A 26,369-nucleotide genomic window follows, 5' to 3' on the forward strand; every position below is an offset into this window, starting at 1 on the left:
GTCGAAAGGACGGATGGCCTGTTTTTTCATCTTAAGCTAATCAACTGAACAAAAGCAGCTCCTTCTTATTGACATTCTCAGGTAAGCCTTCATCGCAGTTTAGTCTTTGAACAGAACTTACTGGGTTCTTGGAGATAACCGCTTGTGCCTCAGCCTTTGTTTTTCGATGCTATCTTTAGGTATTTTGGCTAAAATATTGTACACTTTACATGTGCAAGAAATTTAGTTAGAGATATGAGGATAGAATGATGAAAAAGATGATGGTTTTATACAACGAAACTTCAGGAAGTAGTGAAAGTAAAGAGATTGCAGAACGCTTTAAAAAAGCTGCAGAAGCGAGAGGGGAAGCGGTTATTTTGCAACCTTCCAATCCAGACATTGATCCTGAAGAAATGCGGAAAAATGCCAAAGAAAATCAAGTGGGTGTCTTGGTCGTCATTGGTGGTGACGGGACCATTCATCATGCCGTTCAAAATTTTAAAGACACCATTCGTGACTATCAAATAGGGATTATTCCAGGTGGAACAGTCAATAATTTTGCACGTGTGTTAAGTATTCCTTTGAAAGAAGAAGACGCCTTTGAGACCATTTTGGCAGGACAGACCACGCCAGTTGATTTTGGGATGGTAAATCAAGATGTGATGATTTCGACCTTAACGATTGGACTATTAGCGGACACAGCAGCAAATGTGACCCAACAGGAGAAACAAAAATATGGTCCTTTAGCCTTTACAAAGCAATTTTTCCGCTTATTAATGAAAAAGAAAAAATACAAACTAAAAATTGATGGCGATGAAAGACGTTGGCATGGCAAAGCCCAATTATTAACGATGACCATGACGAATTCTGCTGGCGGCTTTACCAATTTCGATGCCAATGCTACGCCAGATGACGGCGAAGTCCACATTATCATTTTGCCTAAGTTAGTTTTTTACAAGTTTGTCTATTATTTACCTAAAATTATCAGAGGACAATTAAATGAAATTCCTGGTGTCGTGTATTTCTCTGGGAGTCAATTTAAAATTAGTGGCGAAAAAGACAAGAAAGTCCAAACACGAACAGATGGCGACCCTACCGATGATTTACCGATTAAAGTAACGGTGGAAGCTGGGGGACTCAACGTGTTTGTTCCTGAAACGTCCACATCTAAGAAAGAATAAAAGAAACAACTGTTATTTTTTCGTGGAATAGATTTCTCATTTTGTGTACAATAGAACAGAAGAGAGGCAGTTGAGTGAACAGTGAAATGGGATGAATATGTTGATATATTCGATACAGATGTCGTTTCTAAAATTATTATTTTAAGAAACTTGCCAATTAATGAAGGCTGGATTGACATCAATGAGTTAGCAGAAGAATTACAATTAAACAAAAAATCAGTCAAAAAATACGTAGAGCTTCTAAAAGATGACATTACGTATTATGCTGTGGATAATGATGCTTCTTTGGCTTTTGAAAAGGGGCATGGCTATCGCTTGAACTTGGCGTCTAGCCAAGCGTTCCAGAAACTTTATACAGCAATTTTTCGGGATAGTTTAACTTATCAAGTAATGGAAGATTTATTCTGGGGTCGATTTAATGGGATTGTGCCAGCGACAACAAAATATCATACCAGTGATGCCACGATTCGGCGCTTGCTTAAAGGGTTTACAGAAATTTTAGCGCCATTGGGGTTAGTGATTAATAAAAGCACCTGGAAAATTGAAGGCAATGAAGCGTATTTGCGCCATTTTGCTTACACTATTTTTATGGACTTAATCCGTGATACTTGGCCTTTTGACTATATACAAGAAACGGAAGTCGCACAAACTGTCCAAAAAATGATGGCTTTTTTCAACGTAGAAGTTGCGGAAACGGTGACACGCCGAGTTAAATATATGGTCGCTATCTCAAAAGTCCGGAGTGCGCAAGGCGCCGAATATCGACCTTCAGCCGAGCAAGAAACTTATTTAGAAGGTAATAAACATTACCAAGCCTTTATAGAAGAGATGACAGCTACAACCCTTTTCCTTAACAAAAACGATTTAACTTTTGTGTACTTTTTCTTGTTAGCCAATGACCAATTTTATCAAGATGAAGCCACTGCACAAGCAATTTTAGCGCATTTTGATGAGTCTGAAGCGCCTGTTTATATGTTGACTCATTTAGTCCAACATTTCTTATTAGAAGAAATACACATGACGCCGCAATTGGAGAAAATTCGTCCGCAAATTTTTTATTATTTGTTTGCTACACATTTATTTGCCGAACTTTACTATGTCCAAAATGTGAAAATGTACAATGTCTTCTGGAATAAAGTTAAAGAAAAATATCCAGTTCTTTTAGAAGAATTAAGCCAAGGCTTAAATCAACTTTACGAACAAACAGGCAATGAATTATTTACAAATAAAGAATTTTTGGCTTTGCGTTATTCTAGTGTTTTGGCGCTTTCTAATGATTTAATTCATCGTGAACAAAAAATTGTTTTAGGGTTAAAATCAGGCTTGCCAGTACTGGAAGAAGAACGGGTGAAACTTTCGATTGAAAATAATTTTCGTCGGTTTTATGCATTGGAAGTCTTACGATACAGTGAAGCAAGCAAAGAAGAATGGCAAAATATTGATTTACTATTAGTGACTTCTTTGGCAGATGTAGAAACGGGCCATCCAGAGATCTTTTTACTTTCAAGTGAGTTAACGTTTGAGCAATATAATCGTTTGAACCAAAAAATAGTAAAAATTAACGAGAAAAGAACCACGTCACTTTAATAAAAAATCAAAAAAATGGGCTTTTTTGAGGTATATGTCCGATAAATTGTAAAAAAATTTTTCTAAAAAGTAAAAAAAGACAAGAAGAAAACGTCAATAAGTAGGTAATCAACACCTACTTATTGACGTTTTCTCGTTGTTTTTTAATAAATACTGCGTCAATTCTTCTGAAAATTATGTCAAAAAGGTACTTTTTTTGCTTTTTTTATCGTAAATAATAGATGATTAGCTATTGATAGTAAAGGAACTACTACTTTTTTTAACAGTCAGTTAAAAAATATTGAGGGTTCTCACAAGAATTTTTCTATATAATAGAAAGAGCAAGGGAAGGAAGGCGGGATAGAATGAAAAAACGGATGGAACAAATTGAAGAAATCTTAAGTTGTGAAGAAAATAGTGCCGGTGTTCGATTAAAGGAATTGGTTGAGGCCTTAGAATTAGAAGTCACAAATCAAAACTTGTTAAAGGTAACAAGTATCTTACATATGAATCCAAAATTTAAAAAAATTTATGCATACGAAGACAGTCGTGTTATTACGCTGTATCAACTTTTACAAAATAAGCCGTTGGAAGTAACGGAATGAAAAGAGGAAAACACATGAAGAAAACAATACTTATTCTTCTATTTGGTTTATTGACGGTGGTTGGTCTACCAATGGTGACTGAAGCGGCTGAACCAGTTGATGCAACAGATGCAACAATTTTTGGTGCGCAAGCGATGGTACCTAATAGCACAGAGGATCAAACAGAGAAGTTACAGACATTACTGAGTCAGACAGCAAAGGAAGGACGGGCATTATTTTTACCACAGGGAAGTTATGCTTTGTCAAAAGATATTACGATTTCTTCAAATTATCAATTAATTGGCGATACAACAGGAGCCACTATTTTACATAATGCTACAGGTACACCGATTCAACTGAAAGACACTACGTACGGAACGAAAACCAATGTACGACTTCAAAATATTGCTTTTGATGGCATCAATGTGACCTTGAAATTGACGAATCAATTAACGCTAGCAAACAATATCTTCTATAATCCATTAAAAGGATTTGTGGTCAATTTAAATGCAGACATTGGCGTTAAGATTTCAGGCAATATTTTCATGCGAGACACAGCACACATGCAACCCAAGATTGATTTTAACCGAGCGATTTACATTGGTGGTTATTCAACACCAAGTCGCTTCCAGTATATGTCAGATGTAGACATCGTGGACAATTTATTTGGGTTAAAAGTGACGGAATTAGATGCGATTAAAAGCACCAGTCGTTCAGACTTAGCAGCAACTATTACACGTTTACAAACAGCCATTGAAGCAGGTGCTATTTCAGTACCTAATGAACAAAATTATCTATCCACCGGGGTTAATTCTTTTAATATGCTGAAGGATGTAACTGTCCAACATAATTTTTTCTATTCACCCTATGATAATGAAAACTTGAATGGTCTAGTGGGAGATCATGCAATTTATTTCCGTGGCGCCCAAAACATCACGGTGGTAGGGAATCATTTACGCGGACTACAAAATGGTCCAGCTGGCGGATTTAAGTTTAAATCAGGCCGTAATATTACGATTATGAATAATTATTTGCGAAATACAGGTCTCATTATGTATGGAACACCAGAGATTGGTTTGGCAGAAACGCAAGCAGAGGGTGCTATCTCAGAACTCTCTAACTGGTTAGTGGCTAATAACATTTTTGATTGGAAGTATTGGAACAATCAATATGCAATTGGAATGGAATACAATCGACATACAGGAAATAACAATGTGTTCAATGGCGTATTTATCAACAATCAGTTTGTTAACTACCACAATATTCCGCAAAACCGACGTCGGGAATTGTTAATCGCTAGTGGCGGTGGTTTCCGACCAGAAACGAGTTTTGTGAAAGACAATACTCGAGATGATGGCCTTAAAAACGGCCAATTATTGGTAGAAAATTGGACAGAGGCGGACTATCGCTTAATGCCAGCAACATGGGAATCATTAATTTCACCAACACTTTATGAGCAATATAAAAATACGCCAATTCCGGTTAGAAATACTTTAGCAACCCCTGTGGCTACAACGATTGTGCAAGGACAATCAATCGATCCGCAGCAACTGGTTGCTAATACAAATGACGCGGATGAAGCAGTCCCAGCCGCTAAAATCGTCAATCCAGAGGTCTTAAATGAAATCGGCCAACAAAAAGTGACTGTTCAATTAACTTATGAAACAGGGTCATTGGTAACAGTGAACGTACCGGTGACGGTAGAGGCCCCTGCAAAAAAGCTTGATTTGTCCCAGCTACAAACCGTTTATGCTTCGATTGGTGAAGCAAACCAATATACAGTTTACTCTTGGCAGCTATTCACTGCCATTGGGCCTAAAACAATTGTTCCTTCCTATTATCAGCAGGCGACACAATTGTTAGCAGAAGGTCAGGAGAGTCAGGACAAAACCCAAGAGCAAGTGGATCAGTTAACAAGTAATTTGCAATCTGCAATGAAAGTATTAGTCAAAAAAGCCGATATCACGCTAGAGCGTACAGAAGCAGAAAATGAACTGGCAAGCGTTCATAAATTAGACGAATCTGTATATACCAAAGACTCTTGGCAAGCCATGCAAGAAGCCTTAATAGATACAACAACTGGCGAAGGAAGCTCTAAGCAGTTACAACAACTGCTTGCTTGGTCAGATGAAGAATTATTAGAGCCAACACTTGGTGGCTTTAAAACGCCTGCAGATGCACAAAAGCGTATTAATCAATTAACACAAACCATAAAAACGGCGTTACTTCTGTTAGTTGAAAAATCAACAGAGACAACTAGTAACACAAGCGAAAGCAGCACCTCAAGCACGACAAGTGAAAGCAGTAGTACCAGCGAAAGCAGCACCTCAAGCACGACAAATGAAAGCAGTAGTACCAGCGAAAGCAGCACGCCAAGCACGACAAGTGAGAGCAGTAGTACGAGTGAAAGCAACACGCCAAGCACAACCAGTAAAACAAGTAGTACCAGCGAAAGTAGTGCTTCAAGTACGACCAGCGCAACCAACAGTACAAGTGAGAGTAGCACCCCAAGCACTGTAAACGAAAGCAGCCAAAACAAAGGCCAGAATTCTGTCATTTACGCGGTAGAGTCTAATCAAGATCCTAATGACGCTCAAAGTAATTCAAAGCCCTCTGCCAAGGCTAGTCAAACAAAGGAATCAGTAGCAGAAAACCAAGCAACTAAACAGATACAGACGAATCAAGAATCGTCAGGAACAGTCAAAAAAGCGGATAATACGACCAAAATTGCCAAGAAAAAATTCCCCAAAACAGGGGAACAATCTTCAGCAGTTGGGAGCTTCCTAGGCCTGAGCTTTTTATCGTTAGCCATAGCAACCTATTGTTTTAAAGTGAAAAGATAACTCTTTAAAAACGGATAAGTAAGCATCCTGAAACAAGAAATAGGACTTGTTTCAGGATGTTTTCATATAAAATTAAAAGAACTACAGTTTTTAGTGAAAAAATACACAAAAGTACTTGAAATTCTGTGATATAAGGGTAAAGTAAAGGAGGACAAAAAACAAAGGAAGTGAAATGTTTGTATACACCAGATGAAATTTTAAGTATCAGTATTGAAAATGGTCAGAAAAAAATTCAAAAGCCTTTGGTAGCAAAACTCATTTTAGGATTTATCGGCGGTGCCATGATTTCCCTCGGCTATTTGGCTTATGTGCGTGTTTCCGCCTCTATTCCAGCAGATTTAGCCAGTGTTCAAGCTTTAGTGGGAGCTGCGGTTTTCCCAATTGGTCTAATTGTTATTTTAATGGCTGGTGGTGAGTTAATCACAGGAAATATGATGGCGGTGAGTACGGCTTGGTTTGCTAAAAAGGTTTCTTTCAGAGAATTACTCGTGAACTGGGTCACAATTACATTGGCAAATATGGTTGGCGCCCTATTTGTTGCCTATTTTTTTGGCCATTATTTAGGTTTAACCAGTAGCGGCGCCTATTTAAATCAGGTTCTTTCTCTTGCAGAACATAAAGTTGCAGCAACTTGGCTTCAAGCAATTATTTCAGGTATTGGCTGTAACTGGTTCGTAGGTCTGGCCTTATGGCTTTGTTATGGTGCGAAAGATGCAGCGGGGAAACTATTAGGCATCTGGTTTCCAGTAATGATTTTTGTTGCAATTGGCTTTCAGCATAGTGTGGCGAATGCATTCATCATTCCAGCCGCAATTTTTGAAGGCGGCGTTCAGTGGGGAGACTTTTTCCGTAATTTTATTTTTGTTTATTTAGGTAATATCATTGGTGGTGCCATTTTTGTTTCTGGCTTTTACTATTTAAGCTATCGCAAACATTAAATCCATTTAGCAGATAAAAACCTACACAAAGGCTAAATGCCTTTGTGCAGGTTTTTTCTTTTTAAACAAAAAGGAAAACGGTTGAAAAATTATTGCTAGATTTTTAAAACAATGTTACATTAATGTTACAAAAAGATTTCTGGAGGTAACGAAAAATGAAAAAAATTGCTTTGTTCAGTATGTTAACGTTCAGTGTATTGTCTTTAAGTCTAGCAGGATGTGGAAACAAAAAAACAGCAAGCACAAATGATTCTAAGCCAAAGCAAGAAACAAAGAAAGCCACGCAGAAATCCTCTAGTCAACAAGAAATGAAAAGTAGTCATTCGTCTGTCACGGGTCAAAATTCTAATGTGACAGGGGAAAATCCGTCAGAAAATGCCACGCAGCCTTCTGCAGGAACTGATGAAACGAATGAAGTCCCTCAAAACCAAGCACCTGATACAAACATTACAATTACCAATGTTGTTTTCAATCCTGAAAGAAATGAAATTAATGGTACTACATTACCTAATGCAACCATTACAGCAACGGTAGTCGGTGATGCTTCTGCACAAGCAGGTGTTTTTTATGCGGATGCCAATGGCAATTTTACAGTAATTAGTCCCAGAGCGGGAGCGACTACTCAATTAATCGCAACCGTTGATCAACGGAATAGTGCACCTGTCCAAATTGATATTCCAAGTTCAGGACAAGAAGCAGCGCTTTCTTTTAGCAATATTACGATTGATCCGAAACAAGGGACAATTTCTGGTAAAACAGCACCGAATGCAACTATTTTAGTGTCACGTGCAGATGATGCGCGGGTGATTTTAGCAAGTTTTACTGCGGATGCCCAAGGGAATTTCACAGCCAGTAATTTAGTTCCCGGCACAAAAAATCGCTTAGATGTTACGTTAAATGGAGAAATAGGGACACCTTACTTGTTTGATTTACCAAATTAAAATAGAAGAGAAGTGATCAAAGCCACCAACGCTAGTTAGCGTTGGTGGCTTTGATGGTTTAAGCTTCTTCTTTTTTATGATTGCGGATATGTAAATAGATGGTATTTTTTGAAATACCTAATCGATCGGCAATCTTTATGACAGAATCTTTGAGATTAAAAATTCCTTGATCATATAAACGAATAACAATTTCTTTATTTTGATTCAAATGTGATACATTTGGATCGCTTTCTACTGCTTGTTTTACTTTTGTCAGTGAAGTAGTGATTAATTCGTCAATATTGTCAGAAAAATGTTCAGAATTTTTAAGCTCTTGGGACATATCATTTTGTTGTCCTGAAGGTAATAAGTCTTGCAAGTAATCAATTAATGGCATTTCTAAATGCATATTGATACAGATCAATCCAATAATACGATCATTTTCACCGATAACTGGAATGGTGGAAGATTTTAAAATAACCCCTTTTTGATTTTTATTGTAGTAGGGTTTCACAGCGTAATCATGTTCCGACTCTACTTGACTTAACATTTTTAACGCCATATCAGTAATGGGGGCACCTTCCTTGCGGTTACTGAAATGGCCATTGATGACTTTGATAGCTGAACTTTCCAAATTTTCTAAACTATGAAGAATGACTTCATGGGTACTACCAAAGAAGTTCCCTAATCCATCAAGCATTAAGGCATGTGAATGTAAGATTTGTTTATCTACTTCACTTAAACGTAAATATGACTCCAAGTGATATCCTCCCCTACACTGAAATTAATTTTAGTGTAATACTTTTTTAATGGAAAAGCAATAAGATTCTTTACGTTAAAAAAATACATTGACTAAACTTTTGTTTAGTCGTATACTCTGAATGTGGAATGAAATTTTTGTTACTCATTGTACTTTAGTTCATCGGAATGCTCGCTCATTCTTTCACTTGTTGAGCAATAAAAATTTTATTCAGGAGTACCATCCGTTATAAAAAAATATAGTTGGAGGCAAAGAAATGAAAACGTTATCAGGAATCTTGATGTTAGTCTTAGTTTTATGTGGCATGTCCCTATTCTCTTTTAAAGCACCGCGAGGGAAAAAATCTTTAAGTGCTTTGTCTGGTGCAGCTTGTGCCACCTTTCTACCAGAGGCGTTTTTGCGATATGCAGTAGGCGGCGTTTTTCATTTAGATTATGTGTCGCAAATTGGTGAAACTATGGGTAGTCTAGGTGGTTTAGCAGCTGGAGCTCTTGTGCCGCTCGCTTTCGGGATTAGTCCAGTTTTTTCAATTATTTTAGGTCTGTCATTGATTAAAGTCAGCTTGTTACCAGCCTTTATTACCGCATATCTTTTATCTTTTGTTGTTGAGCAGATGCAAAAACGTATTCCAGAAGGGATTGACTTATTAGTCGTTATTTTAGTCATTCCAGTCGCTGCTTCGTTAGTTGCTGGTTTTATTCAACCCGTTGTATTAGGTGTCCTAGAAGTTATTGGGGGCACGATTTTAAGTGCAGTAGATGGCAATCCATATGTGATGGGCGCAATTTTAGGTGCTATTATCCCGATTGTTGGTATGACACCGTTAAGTTCAATGGTTTTAACTGCCTTGATTGGTTTGACTGGTGTACCAATGGCTGTCGGTGCGTTGACTTGTTACGGCAGTTCCATTGTCAATGCGGCGCTATTTAAAAAGTTAAAACTAGGCACAGCTTCAACCCCGTTAGCTGTGGCAATTGAGCCATTAACACAAGTCGATATCATCAGCTCCAATCCAATTCCTATTTACGCAACGAATTTAATTTCAGGAATGGTTAGTGGTATTGTAGTGACTTTCTTTGGCTTAAAAGTACCTGTGACAGGAATGGCAACGCCGTGGGCTGGTTTACTTGTGACATTAGGTAACAATGCCATTCAAACGACTTTACTAGCAGTAGCGATTATCACAGTGGTCAGTCTGATGTTTGGATTTTTAGGTGCGCTGGTCTTTAAACGTTACAGAATTGAAGCGGTGGATAATACACCAGAATTTGAAGGAACGACGGAAGTAACCAGTGAAAAAGAAGCAGTAAAAACCAAAGGAGGAGTTACGTATGAACACAGCTATGGCCATCAATAAACCTAAAAAAGTGAACAAAGTAATGAACTACAAAAGTTGTTTTGACATTATCGGTCCTATTATGATTGGTCCTTCTAGTTCGCATACAGCTGGGGCCTTAGCGATTGGCTTAGCGGCAAGAAAGTTATTCGGCGGAACGCCAGAAAAAATTGTGATTAAATACTATGAATCTTTTGCAGACACGCATAAAGGACATGGAACTGATTTTGCAATTATTGGCGGAATTCTTGGACTAGCAGCAGATGATGCCAACGTAACACAATCCATTGAACTTGCGGAAGAACAAGGAATTGAGATTCAATTTTTAGAAATGAGTGAAGAAAGTCCAGTGAAGCATGCTAATACAGCATGTGTGACACTCAGTGATGCAACGCACGAAATTCATTTAACAGGAATTTCTGTAGGTGGCGGCACTATCGAGGTGAAATACATTGAATTAGACGGTTTCAATGTCCAACTACATGGTCCTTTACCTATTTTGTTAGTCATTAATCAAGAAGAGCAGGCGATGCAAGCTTTTAAAGATACGTTACAAAAAAATAATATTCAAGTGAATGCGGTGTCTCGTTATGTGGAAGGGAATCAAATTTTATTCATCTTTGACTTAGATTCGGCACCAATTTCCTCGGTGAAAGAACAACTGTTTTCACTAGATGACACATCGAAAATAATCTTATTATGATAGGAGTTTGACATATGTACCTTTCGATTGAAGAATTTATCGATAAAGCTGAAAAAACAGGAAAAAAAATCTCTGATTTAATGATTGAGCAAGAAATGGAACGTAGCCAAAAAAGCTATGAAGAAATTTGGACACAGATGGGTCAAAATTTGGATGTCATGGATGCTGCTGTCAAACGCTCGCAAGAAGGAGCAGGCGTTTTTTCTCCTACTGGGTTAACGGGCGGTGATGCAGCGCGTTTAAAAAAATACCGCGCAGCTGGCAAAACGTTATCAGGTGATTTAATGATGTCTGCAGTTCAAGCCGCACTAGGTACTAATGAAGTCAATGCAGCAATGGGCGTTGTTTGCGCAACGCCAACTGCTGGTGCAAGTGGCACCTTACCAGGGGTTTTAACAGCGATTAAAAATACCTTGAATTTAACGCGTGATCAACAAATTCGTTTCTTATTTACCAGTTCTTTATTTGGAATGGTCACAGCCAACAATGCGATGATTGCTGGTGCTGTTGGTGGATGTCAAGCCGAAGTAGGCAGTGCTTCAGCGATGGCCGCCGCTGCAGCTGTTGAAGCGGCTGGCGGAACACCACGCCAATCTTCTGAAGCTTTTGCTATGGCTTTAGGGAATTTATTAGGTTTAGTTTGTGACCCAGTGGCTGGGTTAGTCGAAATTCCTTGTGTCAAACGAAATACAGTAGGTGCAGGCAATGCGTTAATCGCTGCAGATATGGCTTTAGCTGGAATTGTAAATAAAATACCAGCAGATGAAGTGGTGGAAGCCATGAATAAAGTCGGCCGTCAATTACCACGAGAATTGAGAGAAACGGGTTTAGGTGGCTTAGCTGGCACAGCGACTGGCCAACGAATGAAGAATGAAATTTTTGAAAAAGTAAAATTCACCATTGTTTAAAATTTAATCATGAAGAGGGAAATAAGATGCTGGATATGAAAAAAATTCGCCAAAATGTAGAAGTGGTACAGAAAAAGTTAAAAACACGTGGTGTGGACGAGGAAGTTTTATTGCGCTTTTTGGCTTTAGATGAAGAACGGAGAGCGTTACTTGTTAAAGTTGAAGAACTGAAAAAACACCGTAATCAGGTGTCAGGAGAAATTGCACAATTAAAGCGTGCACAAAAAGATGCTTCACAACAATTGCTAAATATGCAAGAAGTTAGCGAGCAAATTAAAGTTTTAGATCAAGAAGTTGTTCATTTGCAAGAACAATGCACAGCCATTGCAGAACGTTTGCCTAACTTACCTCATGAGAGCGTACCTGTTGGCGCAGACGAAGCCGCCAACGTAGAAGTTCGGCGGTGGAGTACGCCGAAAACTTTTTCATTTGAACCGAAACCACATTGGGAAATCGGTGAAGCCTTAGGAATTTTAGATTTTGAAAGAGGCGCGAAAGTATCTGGTAGCCGTTTTCTTTATTACAAAGGCTTAGGGGCTCGTTTAGAACGAGCGGTCTATAATTTTATGTTAGATCAACATGTTAATGAACATGGTTATACCGAGGTGATTCCTCCTTATTTGGTCAATAGCAAAGCAATGTTTGGCACTGGTCAGTTTCCTAAGTTCAAAGAAGATGTCTTCCAAGTTGCAGAAAGTGATTTGACGCTGATCCCCACAGCGGAAGTCCCATTAACTAACTACTATAATAATGAAATTTTAGATGCGCAAGAGTTACCGATTTATTTCACTGCTTTAAGTCCTTCTTTTCGCTCGGAAGCGGGTAGTGCAGGTCGTGATACCCGAGGATTAATTCGTTTACACCAGTTCCATAAAGTAGAAATGGTTAAATTTAGTGATGCAGAACACTCCTATGAAGAATTAGAAAAAATGACCAACAATGCTGGAGACATTTTAGAAAAATTGGGCCTCCCTTATCGAGTGATTACTCTTTCGACAGGTGACATGGGCTTCTCGGCAGCGAAAACCTATGATTTAGAAGTTTGGATTCCGGCACAGAAAACGTATCGAGAAATTAGTTCTTGTTCAAACTGTGAAGACTTCCAAGCACGTCGGGCGTTGATTCGTTATCGTGATAAAACGGGTCATGTTCAATATGCCCACACTCTTAATGGGTCAGGACTTGCTGTTGGTCGAACAGTGGCTGCCATTTTGGAAAATTATCAAAATGAAGATGGCACCGTAACGATTCCAGAAGTTCTACGTCCTTATATGGGCGGTTTAACGAAAATAGATTAAAAAAGAAGGTTGATGTCACAACATCAACCTTCTTTTTTTATTCGTTAAATCCGTTAACCAATGCCCAATTTCTTGAAAAACTGTAGCTTTTTCCGTTTCTAATAAAATTTCATGACGCAATGTGGGAAATAGTCGTAACGTCACGTGCTGAAAACCTGCATGCTTTAATTGCTTTTGAATTTTCGCTGGCCCCTTGCTGAAATCACCAACTGGGTCTTCAGCGCCACTAATGATTAAAATAGGCAATTCTTTTGGGATCGCTTGGTACCAATTCCTTTGATTGGCTCGTTTAACAAGCGAAAAAAGGGTAGCAAAACCATTATTGGTAAATACGAAGCCCATTAATGGGTCATTTTCATAGTCAGCGACATTGGCTTGATTTTTAGAAAGCCAATTAAAGGAACTTGCTTCAGGAAATTTTTTACTAAAAGAACCAAATGCCAGCTTATCAATGAACGGAGCTGGTTTTTTCGGCTGTTTCTCGGCCATTTTTTTAATAAAAGGCAATGCTGCGGTTAAAGGTAACGGACTTGTTCCAGTGCCCATGAAAATGACTCCTTGCACAGTCACAGGATAGTCTTGCAGATAGTTGCGCAAGGCGAAAGACCCCATGCTGTGACCCATCATAAAATAGGGCAATTGTGGATAGCGATTCACAGCCCATTGTTTCACTTGATGAATATCTGTAACGACATTTTCAGGCCCTTGTTCTCCAAAAAAACCATAGATTGGTGCGCTTGGTTGTACAGATTCGCCATGACCTAGATGATCATGACCAATTACGGCAAACCCTAATTGATTTAAAAAACGAGCAAATTCATCATAACGTTGGATATGCTCTGCCATGCCGTGAATCAATTGAACTACGGCTTTGGGTGAAGGACAGGGCCAATGACGTACATTGAGCTGAGTTTGTTGATCGTTTGAAGTGAGTATGAATTGTTCAGTCATAAGAAACCCTTTCTTTGCTTTTTGATTATTATACAAAAAAAAGACGGTGTTCAAAAGAAAAACTCATGAGAAAACGCCTCAGCTTTCACTGAGACGCCTTTTTTTATTTATCTTTAATAAAAATAGCAATGATGTCAAAGAATAGTCGATTTTACTAAGTGATGAATTATGGGTGGTACAAATACTGCTGGAAATAGTTGTTAACTTCAAGGGCATCTTCTTTATTTTTTGAAAGAATTAAGATGGTATCATCCCCAGCGATGCAGCCCAAGATATGAGGGTTGTGGATACGTATGCGATCAATTAAAACCCCAATGGCTTGCCCGTTGCCAGGTAAGACGGTTAAAAGATTTGTGAACTCTATTTGTGTTAAAGAAACACCAGTTTCAATAATAATGTCAACAAGACGTTCTTCATCTGTTTTATATTTTGGACGAAGGGCAGAATTATTCAAGATACGATAATAGGCTTCTCCTTGACCATTGTCTACTTTGTTTAAATTCAGCTCACGAATGTCACGAGAAATAGTTGCTTGCGTGGTGTGAATATTTTCTTTTTCCAATAATGCTAGTAATTCACTTTGTGTATGGATTTCATTTTCTGTGACCAATCGCTTAATCATCGTTTGGCGTTTTAATCGGTTCATTACTTTCCTCCAGTTCAGTTAATCATGCAAAAAAACATCATTGCTGTTATTTAAAACGGTGCCAGTAATTCCCTAAAATCACTGTACAACGTTTTACTAAATTGTGCAAGTCTCACTTTTTTAAATGCGAAATATCCGACAAAATCAATGAGAATCTTTTGGCTAAACGACCCTTTTTCTATTCTAATTAGAGAGATTCTGCTAGTATTGCTTTGTAAATGTCTGGAGGAAGGGTGTTATTTGTGAATAAGCAAACACGCCAAAGTTTGATTAAAGAAATCATTCAAACAACCGTAATTCATAGTCAAAATGAGTTGTTAAGAGAATTAAAAAAGCGCGAGATAAATGTCGCACAAGCAACGATTTCACGGGATTTATGGGAATTAAAAGTCGTCAAAGCATTAGATGAGTCTGGCGAGATGCGGTTAACGATTTTTGAACAATTCACTTCTTTAGAAGAACGAAAAAAAGAACAGTTGATACAAGCAATTCGTGAGGTAGTGACCAAAGTTGAACGTGTCGCCTTTTTACTATTGGTTCATACATTACCAGACAACGCAACATTGTTTTCAGCTGTACTTGATGAAGTGTCTTTGTGTGAAAAGAAATGTTCTGTCGCTGGCTTCGACACTGTTATTATTGTTTCATCATCCGAGGAAAAAGCACAAGAACTAGAGCAGTATTTTCAACAATTTATTCAGCCAATACCTTTGTCAAAAAGTAACGCATAAAAGGAAGGGAGCCAGAAGTCGTTTTGACTTCTGGCTCCCTTCCTTTTACCTCTATAAGATTATAACTTTATGAAGTGTGTGGAGAAATAATTTTTTTTGAATAAATGCATTTTTTTTTATTTAATTATGCATTATTTTTTTAGAATATCTATGAAAGCGCATTCTTTTAGGCTGGAAATATGCATAAGAAAGAATACCGTTGTATATTTGGTATTTTGTTTGGCAAATGGCTCACGTCCTAGGTTAATCAGGTCTGTTATTCTGTGTTTGTAATTAAGTTGAGGAGGTTATTTCACATGAGTCATCCAATTAATGTATTTTCTGAAATCGGGAAATTGAAAACAGTGATGTTACATCGTCCAGGTAAGGAATTAGAAAATTTAATGCCAGATTATCTGGAGAGACTGTTGTTTGATGATATTCCGTTTTTAGAAAAAGCACAAGCAGAACATGATGCATTTGCAGAGTTGTTACGATCAAAAGATATCGAAGTGGTCTATTTAGAGGACTTAGCTGCTGAAGCGTTGATTAATGAAGAGGTCCGCCGACAATTTATTGACCAATTCTTAGAAGAAGCCAATATTCGCAGTGAATCAGCAAAAGAAAAAGTTAGAGAGTTAATGTTAGAAATTGACGACAACGAAGAACTGATTCAAAAAGCGATTGCTGGCATTCAAAAACAAGAATTACCTAAATATGAGCAAGAATTTTTAACAGATATGGTTGAAGCGGATTATCCATTCATTATTGATCCAATGCCTAACTTATACTTCACGCGTGATAACTTTGCGACAATGGGGCACGGGATTTCTTTAAATCATATGTATTCAGTAACTCGACAACGGGAAACCATTTTTGGGCAATACATTTTTGATTATCATCCTCGTTTTGCTGGAAAAGAGGTTCCTAGAGTCTATGATCGTTCAGAATCAACCAGAATTGAAGGTGGCGATGAATTAATTCTTTCAAAAGAAGTAGTGGCCATTGGGATTTCTCAAAGAACGGATGCCGCGTCAATTGAAAAAATTGCGAGAAATATTTTTGAACAAAAATTAGGGTTCAAAAATATCTTGGCTTTTGATATCGGTGAACATCGTAAATTCATGCATTTAGATACCGTTTTTACCATGATTGACTATGATAAATTTACGATTCATCCAGAAATCGAAGGTGGTTTGGTTGTTTACTCAATCACTGAAAAAGCAGATGGAGACATCCAAATTACAAAAGAAAAAGATACATTAGATAACATTTTATGCAAATACTTGCATTTAGACAATGTTCAATTAATCCGTTGCGGTGCTGGAAATTTAACAGCAGCAGCCCGTGAACAATGGAACGACGGTTCAAATACATTAGCAATTGCCCCTGGGGAAGTTGTTGTTTACGATCGGAATACGATTACGAATAAAGCGCTAGAAGAAGCAGGCGTGAAATTGAATTACATTCCAGGAAGTGAACTAGTACGTGGCCGTGGTGGCCCTCGTTGTATGAGTATGCCACTTTACCGTGAAGATCTTTAAAAAAACACCCAAAAATAGGAGGAATCATCATGAATTCAGTATTTCAAGGACGTAGTTTATTAGCAGAAAAAGATTTTTCAAGAGCAGAATTAGAGTATTTGGTAGACTTCAGTATTCACTTAAAAGAATTGAAGAAAAAAGGGATTCCACATCACTATTTAGAAGGAAAAAATATCGCTCTTTTATTTGAAAAAACTTCGACACGGACACGCTCTGCATTCACGACAGCAGCGATTGATTTAGGGGCACATCCTGAGTATTTAGGCGCCAACGATATTCAATTAGGTAAAAAAGAATCTGTTGAAGATACAGCGATTGTTTTAGGTAGTATGTTTGACGGGATTGAGTTCCGTGGGTTTAGTCAAGAAGTAGTGGAAGATTTAGCGAAATATTCTGGTGTTCCTGTTTGGAATGGTTTAACGGATCAATGGCACCCAACACAAATGATTGCGGACTTTATGACAGTGAAAGAAAACTTTGGTCGTTTAGAAGGAATCACTTTAGTATATGTCGGCGATGGCCGTAACAACATGGCAAACAGCTTGTTAGTGACAGGTGCTATTTTAGGCGTAAATGTTCGCATTTGTGCACCAAAAGAATTGTTCCCTTCTGATGAAGTCGTTAATTATGCAAAAGAATTTGCGAAAGAATCTGGTGCAGAATTAATGATTACAGACGACGTTGCTAAAGGTGTTAAAGGAGCCAACGTGTTATATACAGACGTTTGGGTGTCCATGGGTGAAGAAGATAAATTTGAAGAACGTGTCAATCTGTTGAAACCTTATCAAATTAATATGGCTATGTTAGAAAAAACCGAAAACATGGATGGCGATTTAATCGTATTACACTGTTTGCCAGCCTTTCATGATACGAAAACACAATACGGTGAAATGGTTGCTGAAAAATTTGGCATTACTGAAATGGAAATTACGGATGAAGTCTTCCGCAGTAAATATGGTCGTCAATTTGAAGAAGCAGAAAACAGAATGCATTCTATTAAAGCGATCATGGCAGCTACTTTAGGCAACTTATTCATTCCTCGTGTGTAGGAAGCAACTGAAAAAACATTGAAAAAAGAATAGTTGTTTCGCCCTTTAAGAGTTTCTTTTGAAGGGCGGCCTATTCTTTATTATGATAGGAAAGAAGGATTTGTAATGGGGAAAAAAATGGTCGTTGCACTAGGCGGAAATGCCATCCTTTCAAATGATGCTAGCGCACATGCACAACAGCAAGCATTAGTTCAAACATCTGCCTATTTAGTTCATTTAATTAAACAAGGGCATCGGTTGATTGTTTCACATGGCAATGGTCCACAAGTCGGTAATCTATTATTGCAACAACAAGCAGCTGATTCTGAAAAAAATCCAGCGATGCCGCTAGATACGTGTGTTGCTATGACACAAGGAAGTATCGGCTACTGGTTGTCCAATGCGCTTAATCAAGAATTAAACAAAGCAGGAATCAAGAAACAAGTGGCTACTGTTTTAACACAGGTGGTCGTAGATCCAGCAGATGAGGCATTCAAAAATCCAACAAAACCGATCGGTCCATTTTTAACAGAAGCTGAAGCCAAAGAAGCAATGCAAGCAGGTGCTATTTTTAAAGAAGATGCAGGACGTGGCTGGCGCAAAGTCGTTCCAAGTCCTAAGCCAATTGATATCCACGAGGCTGAGACTATTAATACCTTAATAAAAAATGATATAATTACCATTTCATGTGGTGGTGGCGGCATCCCTGTCGTAGGACAAGAATTAAAAGGTGTCGAAGCAGTAATCGATAAAGATTTTGCTTCTGAAAAACTGGCAGAATTAGTGGATGCGGATGCACTAGTTATTTTAACTGGCGTGGATTATGTGTGTATTAATTATGGCAAACCAGATGAAAAACAATTAACCAATGTCACTGTAGCAGAGTTGGAAGAATACAAACAAGCGGGTCATTTTGCACCAGGTAGTATGTTACCGAAAATTGAAGCCGCCATTCAGTTTGTAGAAAGCCAACCCAATAAACAAGCAATTATCACTTCTTTGGAAAACTTAGGAAGTATGAGCGGCGATGAAATCGTAGGAACGGTTGTGACAAAATAAAGTATAGTATTTAGGAGAATTAAGATGATGATAGAGAAAATAATCACTAAAAATAATCAAGATTTTCAATACTTTTCTGAATCAGAACTAACAGAATTGCGCAACGAGAGTTTCGTTCGCTCCTATAAAAAAGGCCAAGTCCTTTTTTATCCAGGTGATCCGAGAAATCATTTAATTTTATTGGTTTCAGGTGTCATTAAAATTGAAAAAAATGATCGCAGTGGTAATTTTTCCTATCTGCATTTTATGAAAAAGCAGGCTCTTTTTCCGAGAATCGGACTGTTTCAAGATGAGGTTCATTACGACTCCGCGATTGCCTATACGGATATTGAGGTTGTGTTTGTGCCAGTTAAACTGTTTGAGCGTTTTCTCCAAAATAATCCCCAGCAATTGATTCATTGGATTCAAGAACAATCGGTCCTTTTAAAAGAAAGTATGATCAAAATCCAAAAAGGAACAACCAATGATGCATGTGAACGGATTGTGACATCACTGGCGATGTTATTAAATGATTTAGGAGAACGAATTGACAACAGAGAACGCGTTGCAATTACTTGTCCAATTACCATTAATGACATTGCACGGATGAGTGGAACTACGCGGGAAACAGCAAGCAGTGTTATGAAAAAATTAGTCCAAATGAACCGTATTAGCTACAGTCATAAATTCTTAACTTTTCTAGATACGCCATTCTTTATTGATCGATTGAGTAATTAATCATAGAGAAGGGAGATACAGGAAAGTAGGTTCCTGTATAAAAGGATATGGCAGAAAAAAAGAAGAAAAACAAAAAACAGCTTTCGTCTTTTAGTATTTTATTTATTATTTTAATTGTTTTAGGTATCGTAACGGTCTTGCTAAATGGCCAGCCATTTACCCCAAGAGAAATTGATGGCAAAATGGTTGACCACGTGGTAGGGGCCAAATTATCGGATATTATCATGGCTCCATTCAATGGGTTTAAAGATGCCATTGAAATTAATATTTTTATTTTAGTACTCGGTGGCTTTTTAAATATTGTGACACAAACTGGGGCTCTTGAAGCAGGGATTCAATCAGTCGTTAAAAAGTTAAAAGGGAACGAATTGAAAATCATTCCGATTTTAATGATTTTATTTTCTATTGGTGGTTCGACTTATGGAATGGCAGAAGAAACAATTCCTTTTTATGGTTTATTGAGTGCCACCATGGTCGCCGCTGGTTTTGATACGTTTGTCGCAGTGGGTACTGTACTATTGGGTGCAGGATCAGGTGTTATCGGTTCAACGGTTAACCCTTTCTCCACAGGGGTAGCGATGGATGCGTTGCGAGGTATTGGCATTCAGCCGAATACAGGAATTATTTTAATTGTCGGTGCTATTTTGTGGGCGGCCTCTACTAGCTATTCTATTTTCATTGTGATGCGTTATGCGAAAAAAGTGAAGGCTGACAAAGGTTCAACAATTTTATCTTTACAAGAACAAGAGGATATGGAAAAAACGTATGGACAAGCAGCGTCGAAAGAAATGCCATTTACGAATCGTCATAAAAAAATCTTAATGGTATTCGCTTTCTGTTTTGTCATTATGATTGTTTCCTTAATTCCATGGAACGACTTTGGAGTGACGATTTTCAAAGGCTGGACGTCTGTTTTAACAGGCAACAGTTTCGGTGACTGGTACTTTGGCGACTTAGCGATGTGGTTCTTCCTTTTAGGGATCATTGCTGCCTTGATTGGTCGCTTTACTGAAAAAGAAACCATTGAAGCATTTATCGACGGTGCCAAAGATATGTTATCCGTTGTTTTAATTATCGTAGTTGCTCGCGGGGCATCTGTTTTGATGTCTAAAACGTATTTAGATTCATTTATCCTTGATAAAGCGGCAGGCTTATTACAAGGACTCTCCCCAGTCTTATTTGTCATCGGTGCCTTTGTTTTATACTTAGGTTTATCTTTCCTAATTCCTTCAACTTCTGGTTTAGCGTACGTTTCTATTCCTGTAATGGGTGCGTTAGCTAAAAACATTGGTTTAAGTCCAGAAGTGATGGTTATGATTTTTGCTTCAGGTTGTGGCTTGATTAATTTGATCACGCCAACATCTGGTGTTGTAATGGGTGGTTTGGAAATTTCCAAAGTTCAATATGCCACTTGGACAAAATTCATGGCCAAACCAATGATTGTCTTAGGCTTAATTAACCTAATTATCTTAATTGGCGCGATGTTACTCTTTAGCTAATCAAAAATTTTTTATGTTAGGGCTTCGGCTTTCGGAAAAAAGAAGAAGCAATGAAACAACAGCGACTACCTAAAAGTAGTCGCTGTTGTTTCATTTTGATAGTTGTTGAATTAACAATTTTGCGACAGCGCGGACAGAAAAAGGATTTTGCCCAGTGATTATACGGCCATCTTGATACGCAAATTCTTTATAGGGACGCTTTTTCGCAAAAGTAGCACCATGTTCTTTGGCAATTGTTTCGTTTAAGAAAGGAACAACTACTTTTTTCATGGCTAAAATTTCTTCTGCAGTTGTGAAGCCAGTAATGGTTTTATCTGCAATCAAATAATTTCCTGACGCATCTTTGACATTTAAAAGACCAGCAATTCCGTGACAAACAGAAGTTAGGTATTTGCCCTGTTCGTAAAGGCTACGAGTGATTGCTTGCAACTGAGGATTATCAGGAAAGTCCCACATAACGCCATGGCCTCCTGTAAAGTAAATCGCTGCGTATTCATCTGGATCAATTTCTTCAAGAGAGAGGGAATGCGCTAGCGCTCGTTCTTGAAAATCGGCACTTTCATAAACCGCCATAATGGATGAATCTACATATTTCATACTCCGGGGATCCAAAGGGACATAGCCTCCTTGGGGACTAACATAGTCAACTGAAAATCCTGCTTTGGTTACTTCTTCCACGAACTCCGTGGCTTCACCTAGCCAGAGGCCCGTTGGTTCTTCGGTGCCGTGATAACGGGAAACGTTTGTGAGGACCACGAGAATTTTTTTCATGCTTGCTTCCTCCCTGGCATAATCGACGTAATGTGGGTCAATAGTTGTTGGAGTTGCTCAATTTTGGTGGTATCGTGAGAAAGTGAGTAATAATTTTTAGTTCCTTCACTGCGACAATCAATTAATTTGGCTTGTTTCAAAATTTTTAAGTGGTGAGAAACAGCGGGACGTGAGAGTTGTGTCGCCTCTGTTAACTCAGTGACACGACGGCCAACACAGGCCTGGTCTTCTAACAGTGCAATAATAATTGCTTGGCGTTTTTCATCACCCAATGCGATTAAAAAATCACTAAGCGCAGTAAATTCTGTTTGAATTTCTTCTAATTCTTTCATATTTTTTCGCCTCTTTGGTTCGTATTTTTAAACGATTAAACCATTTTTCGTGTTTTTTGTCAATAAAATACGCTGAGGGCTGAAACTTGACGTGGATCCCATTTTTCGTTAAGATACTAATTGATTAAAGGTTTAAACTTTTAAACCAATAAAAGGGATAGAAAGAGAGGAAAGATTCAATGATGAAAGCCGCTTTAATTCATAAATACGGACAAAAAGAATTATCAATCGAGGAGGTGCCCTTACCCACCATTCATGACAATGATGTTTTGGTCAAAATTATCGCTGCCAGTATCAACCCGATTGATTTAAAAACAAAAGATGGCAAAGTAAAGATGCTTTTAAATTATCAAATGCCACTGATTTTAGGCAGTGATTTTGCTGGGATTGTTGTTTCTGTTGGAAAAAATGTTCAAAATTTTAGGATGGGCGATGCAGTTTACGGACGAGTACCCAAAAATCGCGTGGGAACTTTTGCTGAATATATTGCAGTGGATCAAGCGGCTGTAGCTATGAAGCCGAAAAATTTAACGTTTGAAGAAGCTGCGGCCATTCCGTTAGTCGGTTTGACAAGTTATCAAGCGCTACATGATATTATGAATGTACAGCCAGGCCAGAAAGTCCTGATTCAAGCAGGTTCAGGAGGGATTGGAACCATTGCGATTCAATTAGCAAAACTAGCAGGCGCTTACGTTGCCACCACAACGAGTAGTAGAAATAAAGAATGGGTTCAAGCGTTGGGAGCAGATGAAGTGATTGACTATCGGACACAAAATTTTGAAGAAGTTTTATCCGACTACGATTATGTGTTTGATACAATGGGGGGGACAATCTTAGAAAAAGCTTTTTCAGTGGTTAAACCTCAGGGAAAAGTTGTTACATTGTCAGGCATTCCCAACGAACGTTTTGCTAAAGAGTATGGCTTGCCGCTTTGGAAACAATGGGCCTTTAAAATAGCTACCCGCAAGATTCATCGATTGGAGCAAGACACAGATGTTAGTTATCATTTTTTGTTTATGCGTCCCGATGGCGAGCAATTAGCTTTACTCACTGAGTTCATTGAACAGGGAAAATTACAGCCGATAATTGACCGAGTCATACCTTTTAGCCAAATTCAAGAAGCGGTGGACTATTCACTGACAGGACGAGCGCAAGGGAAAATTGTTGTGAAAATCGCCGATGTTAATCACGACTAAGTAAAGGAAACTTGCAAGAAAAATAGGCCCATTTTTCTTGCAAGTCTCAAAGTTTACCATTTAAACGCCGCCTAACGAAAGTGATTTTAGGCGGGAAAAGATTTTTATAGAAAATCCTCATTTTTCCAGTTTCTATTTTGCAAATTCGTTATTTTTTGTTATTCTATTGATGGTTGTGTATGCGCTTTCTTTTTAGGCGGATACACAAAAATGAACGGAGTGCAGAAAGGAATGGTGTTCAAAGTGGGGAACAATTTATCGACAAGAAAAGGAGAAAACAGAGAAACAATTGTCAGTTGGCTGGGTCTTTCGTTATTGGTTGGCTTGGCGTTTATCTTATTTAGTCTGTTTCATCAACCAATGATCAGCCAAGCCAATGAGCCGACCCAAGAGAAACATTTTATGGTTTATTATCGGGCTTGGCGTGACAAAACGATGCAAGGAGTTAATACAACATTGCCAGATGAAAATTGGCTAACGATGCACGATATTCCTTATGGTATTGACATTGTGAATGTCTTTAGTTATGTGCCAAAAGGACAAGAAGCACTTGCACAGCCATTTTATGATACGTTAAAAAATGAGTATGCGCCAGCACTGCATGCACGAGGTGTTCGTTTAGTTCGTGGGATTGATTACAGCGAGCTATTAAAAGTTCCTTACGCAGGAACAACGCCTACAGAAGCAGAATTTGATGCTTATGCGAAAGAGTTGTTAACCAAATTTGTCGATGATTTAGGAATTGATGGGTTAGATATTGACATGGAAACTCGTCCAAGTGAAAAAGATATTGTTCTATCTAATGGTGTCATTCGTGCATTATCAAAATACATTGGACCGAAGTCGGGAACGGATCGTCCATTTTTGTATGATACCAATGCAGAATATTTACCACCTTTACAAGATGTCAGTGACTGTTTCGATTTTCTCGCGTATCAACAGTATGGTAGCGATGACCAACGCACGCAACGAGCATTAAATAATTTAAGTCCGGTTCTCAATGGGGAACGATTTGTTCCAGGATTAACTTTCCCAGAAGAGCAAGATCGCAACCGCTGGTATGACACAAAAGAGCCGTATATGGAAAGTAACATGTATAAAGTAGCTCGTTATTCTTATGAAAATAATTTAGGGGGCATGTTCCTCTATGCCTTAGATCGCGATGGTCGCACCTATAATGAAGACGATTTAAATCAGATAAAACCTTCTAATTTACTTTGGACAAAAACGGCCATTGCAGAGAGTAAAGGCGTTTCTCTTGCAGAGATGAAAGCGGCTGCGCAACACTATTTAAAACGAATTAGCTACGCCAACACAGACCTTGAAGCACAAAATAAAGCCGCAGAAGCAGTGACACAAGCAACAACGCTTTATGATGTGAATAAAGCTATTTTAGGTGGCGATTATGGCCAAGGGCTTTCAAACACCTATGATGCTGAATTAGAAAAAGGCCTGTTAGCCATTGACTTAACCACTTTATATCGTGCGTTGGATCAAGCAGTTACAGCCATTGAAAAGGCAGAAAGTTATACACCAGAAACGATTCAAGCACTACAAACAACAAAAGAGACAGTCGCCACAGAACTTGCGGGAAAAACGTATACAGCCGCACAAGTGACTACTTGGCAAACGGAGGTCCAAACAGCTTTGGATAATTTAAAAGAGAAACAAACACAACCTTTAAAAAGTGTCTTTTCCATTGATGCGGGAAGAAAATATTTTTCCGTGGAGCAACTGGAAGAATTAGTGGCCAAAGCTAGTCAAAATGGGTACACAGATGTCCAATTAATTTTAGGAAATGATGGCTTACGGTTTATCTTGGATGATATGTCGGTCAATGTGAATGGTAAAAAATACAACCACAACCGGGTTTCAAAAGCAATCCAACGAGGCAACAACGCATATTACAATGATCCTAATGGCAACGCGTTAACACAAAAAGAAATGGATCGGTTGTTGGCTTTTGCGAAAGCGCGCAACATCAACATCATTCCCGTGATTAACAGTCCAGGACATATGGATGCCTTGTTAGTGGCCATGGAAAAACTAGCGATTAAAAATCCCGCTTTTGATGGCTCAAAACGAACAGTAGATTTAGGGAACCAAAAGGCAGTGAATTTCACAAAGGCGATTATCAGTAAGTACGTGGCTTATTTTTCCGCGCATAGTGAAATTTTCAATTTTGGCGGCGATGAGTATGCAAATGATGTCGATACAGGCGGTTGGGCGAAACTGCAATCTTCTGGGCGCTACAAAGATTTTGTCGCTTATGCGAATGATTTAGCTAAAATAATTAAAGATGCGGGCATGCAGCCAATGAGCTTCAATGATGGCATTTATTACAACAGCGACGATTCTTTCGGTACATTTGACCCAGAGATTATTATTTCTTATTGGACAGCCGGTTGGAGCGGATATGACGTAGCCAAACCTGAGTACTTTGTTCAAAAAGGACACAAAATTTTTAATACCAATGATGCGTGGTATTGGGTAGCTGGCAATGTTGATTCTGGCATTTATCAATATGATGATGCTTTAGCAAATATGTCGAAAAAAGCATTTACAGATGTGCCAGCAGGTAGCCCAAATCTTCCAATTATTGGAAGTATTCAATGTGTTTGGTATGATGACCCTCGTCGTGACTATGATTTTGAACGAATTTATACGCTAATGGATACGTTCTCGGAAAATTATCGTGAGTATATGGTGGTTAAATAAAACTAGTTAAAGCTAACGAGTTATCTATAAAGACTGGCACGAATCAAGCTTGATTCGTGCCAGTCTTCTTTAACTGAAGAAGATTTGTTTGCGGGCCAACAATCAATTTAGGAATGCCTTATTGAAATGTTCCTGTTCTTATTGTAGACTGAAAGAAGTGGTGGTGGAAAGCTATCACCATT

The 26,369-nt window shown here is 38.3% G+C and carries 23 protein-coding genes; 18 read left to right on the forward strand and 5 right to left on the reverse strand.

Going from position 1 to position 26,369, the window contains the following annotated elements; translation table 11 throughout:
- The first annotated feature begins 245 nt into the window (after positions 1–245).
- The 6 genes from IGL56_RS00390 (at position 246) to IGL56_RS00415 (ending at position 8,032) form a co-directional block, all read left to right on the forward strand.
- Complete coding sequence (locus IGL56_RS00390) at positions 246–1,160, forward strand: diacylglycerol/lipid kinase family protein (protein ID WP_002391508.1); 915 nt, start codon at positions 246–248, stop codon at positions 1,158–1,160.
- A gap of 81 nt (positions 1,161–1,241) precedes the next feature.
- Positions 1,242–2,747, forward strand: coding sequence for a helix-turn-helix domain-containing protein (locus IGL56_RS00395; protein WP_002364561.1), 1,506 nt, complete (start codon positions 1,242–1,244; stop codon positions 2,745–2,747).
- 344 nt (positions 2,748–3,091) lie between these two features.
- Positions 3,092–3,331: a hypothetical protein gene (locus tag IGL56_RS00400; RefSeq protein WP_002356115.1), complete on the forward strand. Its 240-nt coding sequence runs from the start codon at positions 3,092–3,094 to the stop codon at positions 3,329–3,331.
- Positions 3,328–6,153: a glycosyl hydrolase family 28-related protein gene (locus IGL56_RS00405; RefSeq protein WP_025189088.1), complete on the forward strand. Its 2,826-nt coding sequence runs from the start codon at positions 3,328–3,330 to the stop codon at positions 6,151–6,153. The genes IGL56_RS00400 and IGL56_RS00405 overlap by 4 nt, the downstream gene beginning before the upstream one ends.
- A gap of 176 nt (positions 6,154–6,329) precedes the next feature.
- Entirely contained in the window at positions 6,330–7,091 is a 762-nt protein-coding gene (locus IGL56_RS00410) for a formate/nitrite transporter family protein (RefSeq protein ID WP_002389593.1), read from the forward strand.
- Positions 7,092–7,246: 155 nt separating this feature from the next.
- Positions 7,247–8,032: a lipoprotein gene (locus IGL56_RS00415; protein WP_002356118.1), complete on the forward strand. Its 786-nt coding sequence runs from the start codon at positions 7,247–7,249 to the stop codon at positions 8,030–8,032.
- A gap of 58 nt (positions 8,033–8,090) precedes the next feature.
- Here the strand turns inward: IGL56_RS00415 and IGL56_RS00420 are convergent, their stop codons facing one another.
- Positions 8,091–8,711, reverse strand: a complete 621-nt coding sequence (locus IGL56_RS00420; RefSeq protein ID WP_002383467.1) for a helix-turn-helix transcriptional regulator — start codon at positions 8,709–8,711, stop codon at positions 8,091–8,093.
- Positions 8,712–9,027: 316 nt separating this feature from the next.
- Here IGL56_RS00420 and IGL56_RS00425 point away from each other — a divergent pair, with 316 nt between their 5' ends.
- Genes IGL56_RS00425 through serS form a run of 4 tightly spaced genes read left to right on the forward strand, consistent with a single transcriptional unit; the run spans position 9,028 to position 13,016 of the window.
- Positions 9,028–10,128 carry a PTS sugar transporter subunit IIC gene (locus IGL56_RS00425; protein WP_002368593.1) on the forward strand — a complete coding sequence of 367 codons (1,101 nt, stop codon included), beginning with the start codon at positions 9,028–9,030 and terminating at the stop codon, positions 10,126–10,128.
- Complete coding sequence (gene sdaAB / locus IGL56_RS00430) at positions 10,115–10,810, forward strand: L-serine ammonia-lyase, iron-sulfur-dependent subunit beta (protein ID WP_002387470.1); 696 nt, start codon at positions 10,115–10,117, stop codon at positions 10,808–10,810. The genes IGL56_RS00425 and sdaAB overlap by 14 nt, the downstream gene beginning before the upstream one ends.
- A 14-nt stretch (positions 10,811–10,824) precedes the next feature.
- Positions 10,825–11,718: an L-serine ammonia-lyase, iron-sulfur-dependent, subunit alpha gene (sdaAA, locus tag IGL56_RS00435; RefSeq protein WP_002356122.1), complete on the forward strand. Its 894-nt coding sequence runs from the start codon at positions 10,825–10,827 to the stop codon at positions 11,716–11,718.
- 26 nt (positions 11,719–11,744) lie between these two features.
- On the forward strand, positions 11,745–13,016 hold the full coding sequence (gene serS / locus IGL56_RS00440) for a serine--tRNA ligase (RefSeq protein WP_002356123.1): 1,272 nt from the start codon (positions 11,745–11,747) through the stop codon (positions 13,014–13,016).
- Between the two features lie 15 nt (positions 13,017–13,031).
- Here serS and IGL56_RS00445 read toward each other — a convergent pair whose 3' ends face one another.
- Positions 13,032–14,003 carry an alpha/beta hydrolase gene (locus IGL56_RS00445; RefSeq protein WP_002390352.1) on the reverse strand — a complete coding sequence of 324 codons (972 nt, stop codon included), beginning with the start codon at positions 14,001–14,003 and terminating at the stop codon, positions 13,032–13,034.
- Positions 14,004–14,133: 130 nt separating this feature from the next.
- Positions 14,134–14,613: an arginine repressor gene (locus tag IGL56_RS00450; RefSeq protein WP_002356125.1), complete on the reverse strand. Its 480-nt coding sequence runs from the start codon at positions 14,611–14,613 to the stop codon at positions 14,134–14,136.
- A gap of 218 nt (positions 14,614–14,831) precedes the next feature.
- On the opposite strand from IGL56_RS00450, the gene IGL56_RS00455 reads away from it, so the two are divergent.
- The 6 genes from IGL56_RS00455 to IGL56_RS00480 all read left to right on the forward strand — a co-directional run bounded on the left by IGL56_RS00455 (position 14,832) and on the right by IGL56_RS00480 (position 21,170).
- On the forward strand, positions 14,832–15,344 hold the full coding sequence (locus tag IGL56_RS00455; protein ID WP_429861298.1) for an arginine repressor: 513 nt from the start codon (positions 14,832–14,834) through the stop codon (positions 15,342–15,344).
- 296 nt (positions 15,345–15,640) lie between these two features.
- Positions 15,641–16,867, forward strand: coding sequence for an arginine deiminase (gene arcA, locus IGL56_RS00460; RefSeq protein WP_002356129.1), 1,227 nt, complete (start codon positions 15,641–15,643; stop codon positions 16,865–16,867).
- A gap of 26 nt (positions 16,868–16,893) precedes the next feature.
- On the forward strand, positions 16,894–17,916 hold the full coding sequence (gene argF / locus IGL56_RS00465; protein WP_161299076.1) for an ornithine carbamoyltransferase: 1,023 nt from the start codon (positions 16,894–16,896) through the stop codon (positions 17,914–17,916).
- Positions 17,917–18,021: 105 nt separating this feature from the next.
- Complete coding sequence (arcC, locus tag IGL56_RS00470) at positions 18,022–18,954, forward strand: carbamate kinase (protein ID WP_002356132.1); 933 nt, start codon at positions 18,022–18,024, stop codon at positions 18,952–18,954.
- Positions 18,955–18,978: 24 nt separating this feature from the next.
- On the forward strand, positions 18,979–19,671 hold the full coding sequence (locus IGL56_RS00475) for a Crp/Fnr family transcriptional regulator (protein ID WP_002356133.1): 693 nt from the start codon (positions 18,979–18,981) through the stop codon (positions 19,669–19,671).
- 47 nt (positions 19,672–19,718) lie between these two features.
- Positions 19,719–21,170 (forward strand): YfcC family protein, encoded by a 1,452-nt coding sequence (locus IGL56_RS00480; protein ID WP_002356134.1) that lies wholly within the window; start codon positions 19,719–19,721, stop codon positions 21,168–21,170.
- Between the two features lie 90 nt (positions 21,171–21,260).
- Here the strand turns inward: IGL56_RS00480 and IGL56_RS00485 are convergent, their stop codons facing one another.
- Together IGL56_RS00485 and IGL56_RS00490 are read right to left on the reverse strand one after the other, a co-directional pair.
- Positions 21,261–21,941 (reverse strand): type 1 glutamine amidotransferase domain-containing protein, encoded by a 681-nt coding sequence (locus IGL56_RS00485; protein ID WP_065813873.1) that lies wholly within the window; start codon positions 21,939–21,941, stop codon positions 21,261–21,263.
- A complete protein-coding gene (locus tag IGL56_RS00490; RefSeq protein WP_002356136.1) occupies positions 21,938–22,273 on the reverse strand; it encodes an ArsR/SmtB family transcription factor in 336 nt (111 codons plus the stop codon). The genes IGL56_RS00485 and IGL56_RS00490 overlap by 4 nt, the downstream gene beginning before the upstream one ends.
- A gap of 179 nt (positions 22,274–22,452) precedes the next feature.
- Between IGL56_RS00490 and IGL56_RS00495 the strand changes: the two genes are divergently transcribed.
- A complete protein-coding gene (locus IGL56_RS00495; RefSeq protein WP_002381354.1) occupies positions 22,453–23,469 on the forward strand; it encodes an NADP-dependent oxidoreductase in 1,017 nt (338 codons plus the stop codon).
- A gap of 210 nt (positions 23,470–23,679) precedes the next feature.
- Positions 23,680–26,187: an EndoS/ChiA family endoglycosidase gene (locus IGL56_RS00500; protein ID WP_002381355.1), complete on the forward strand. Its 2,508-nt coding sequence runs from the start codon at positions 23,680–23,682 to the stop codon at positions 26,185–26,187.
- The last annotated feature ends 182 nt before the right edge of the window (positions 26,188–26,369 follow it).

It is taken from the genome of Enterococcus sp. DIV1316a, from assembly GCF_050536915.1.
GTDB lineage: Bacteria > Bacillota > Bacilli > Lactobacillales > Enterococcaceae > Enterococcus > Enterococcus faecalis.

Excerpts from the sequence above, each read along its gene's own strand:
- IGL56_RS00500 (WP_002381355.1), top strand. The coding sequence starts at position 23,680 with ATGAACGGAGTGCAGAAAGGAATGGTGTTCAAAGTGGGGAACAATTTA.
- IGL56_RS00480 (WP_002356134.1), top strand. The coding sequence starts at position 19,719 with ATGGCAGAAAAAAAGAAGAAAAACAAAAAACAGCTTTCGTCTTTTAGT.
- IGL56_RS00495 (WP_002381354.1), top strand. The coding sequence starts at position 22,453 with ATGATGAAAGCCGCTTTAATTCATAAATACGGACAAAAAGAATTATCA.
- IGL56_RS00390 (WP_002391508.1), top strand. The coding sequence starts at position 246 with ATGATGAAAAAGATGATGGTTTTATACAACGAAACTTCAGGAAGTAGT.
- IGL56_RS00475 (WP_002356133.1), top strand. The coding sequence starts at position 18,979 with ATGATGATAGAGAAAATAATCACTAAAAATAATCAAGATTTTCAATAC.
- IGL56_RS00400 (WP_002356115.1), top strand. The coding sequence starts at position 3,092 with ATGAAAAAACGGATGGAACAAATTGAAGAAATCTTAAGTTGTGAAGAA.
- IGL56_RS00490 (WP_002356136.1), bottom strand. The coding sequence starts at position 22,273 with ATGAAAGAATTAGAAGAAATTCAAACAGAATTTACTGCGCTTAGTGAT.
- arcC (WP_002356132.1), top strand. The coding sequence starts at position 18,022 with ATGGGGAAAAAAATGGTCGTTGCACTAGGCGGAAATGCCATCCTTTCA.
- IGL56_RS00455 (WP_429861298.1), top strand. The coding sequence starts at position 14,832 with ATGTCTGGAGGAAGGGTGTTATTTGTGAATAAGCAAACACGCCAAAGT.
- sdaAB (WP_002387470.1), top strand. The coding sequence starts at position 10,115 with ATGGCCATCAATAAACCTAAAAAAGTGAACAAAGTAATGAACTACAAA.
- IGL56_RS00420 (WP_002383467.1), bottom strand. The coding sequence starts at position 8,711 with ATGCTTGATGGATTAGGGAACTTCTTTGGTAGTACCCATGAAGTCATT.
- IGL56_RS00425 (WP_002368593.1), top strand. The coding sequence starts at position 9,028 with ATGAAAACGTTATCAGGAATCTTGATGTTAGTCTTAGTTTTATGTGGC.
- IGL56_RS00405 (WP_025189088.1), top strand. The coding sequence starts at position 3,328 with ATGAAAAGAGGAAAACACATGAAGAAAACAATACTTATTCTTCTATTT.
- IGL56_RS00485 (WP_065813873.1), bottom strand. The coding sequence starts at position 21,941 with ATGAAAAAAATTCTCGTGGTCCTCACAAACGTTTCCCGTTATCACGGC.
- arcA (WP_002356129.1), top strand. The coding sequence starts at position 15,641 with ATGAGTCATCCAATTAATGTATTTTCTGAAATCGGGAAATTGAAAACA.
- serS (WP_002356123.1), top strand. The coding sequence starts at position 11,745 with ATGCTGGATATGAAAAAAATTCGCCAAAATGTAGAAGTGGTACAGAAA.
- IGL56_RS00415 (WP_002356118.1), top strand. The coding sequence starts at position 7,247 with ATGAAAAAAATTGCTTTGTTCAGTATGTTAACGTTCAGTGTATTGTCT.
- sdaAA (WP_002356122.1), top strand. The coding sequence starts at position 10,825 with ATGTACCTTTCGATTGAAGAATTTATCGATAAAGCTGAAAAAACAGGA.
- IGL56_RS00450 (WP_002356125.1), bottom strand. The coding sequence starts at position 14,613 with ATGAACCGATTAAAACGCCAAACGATGATTAAGCGATTGGTCACAGAA.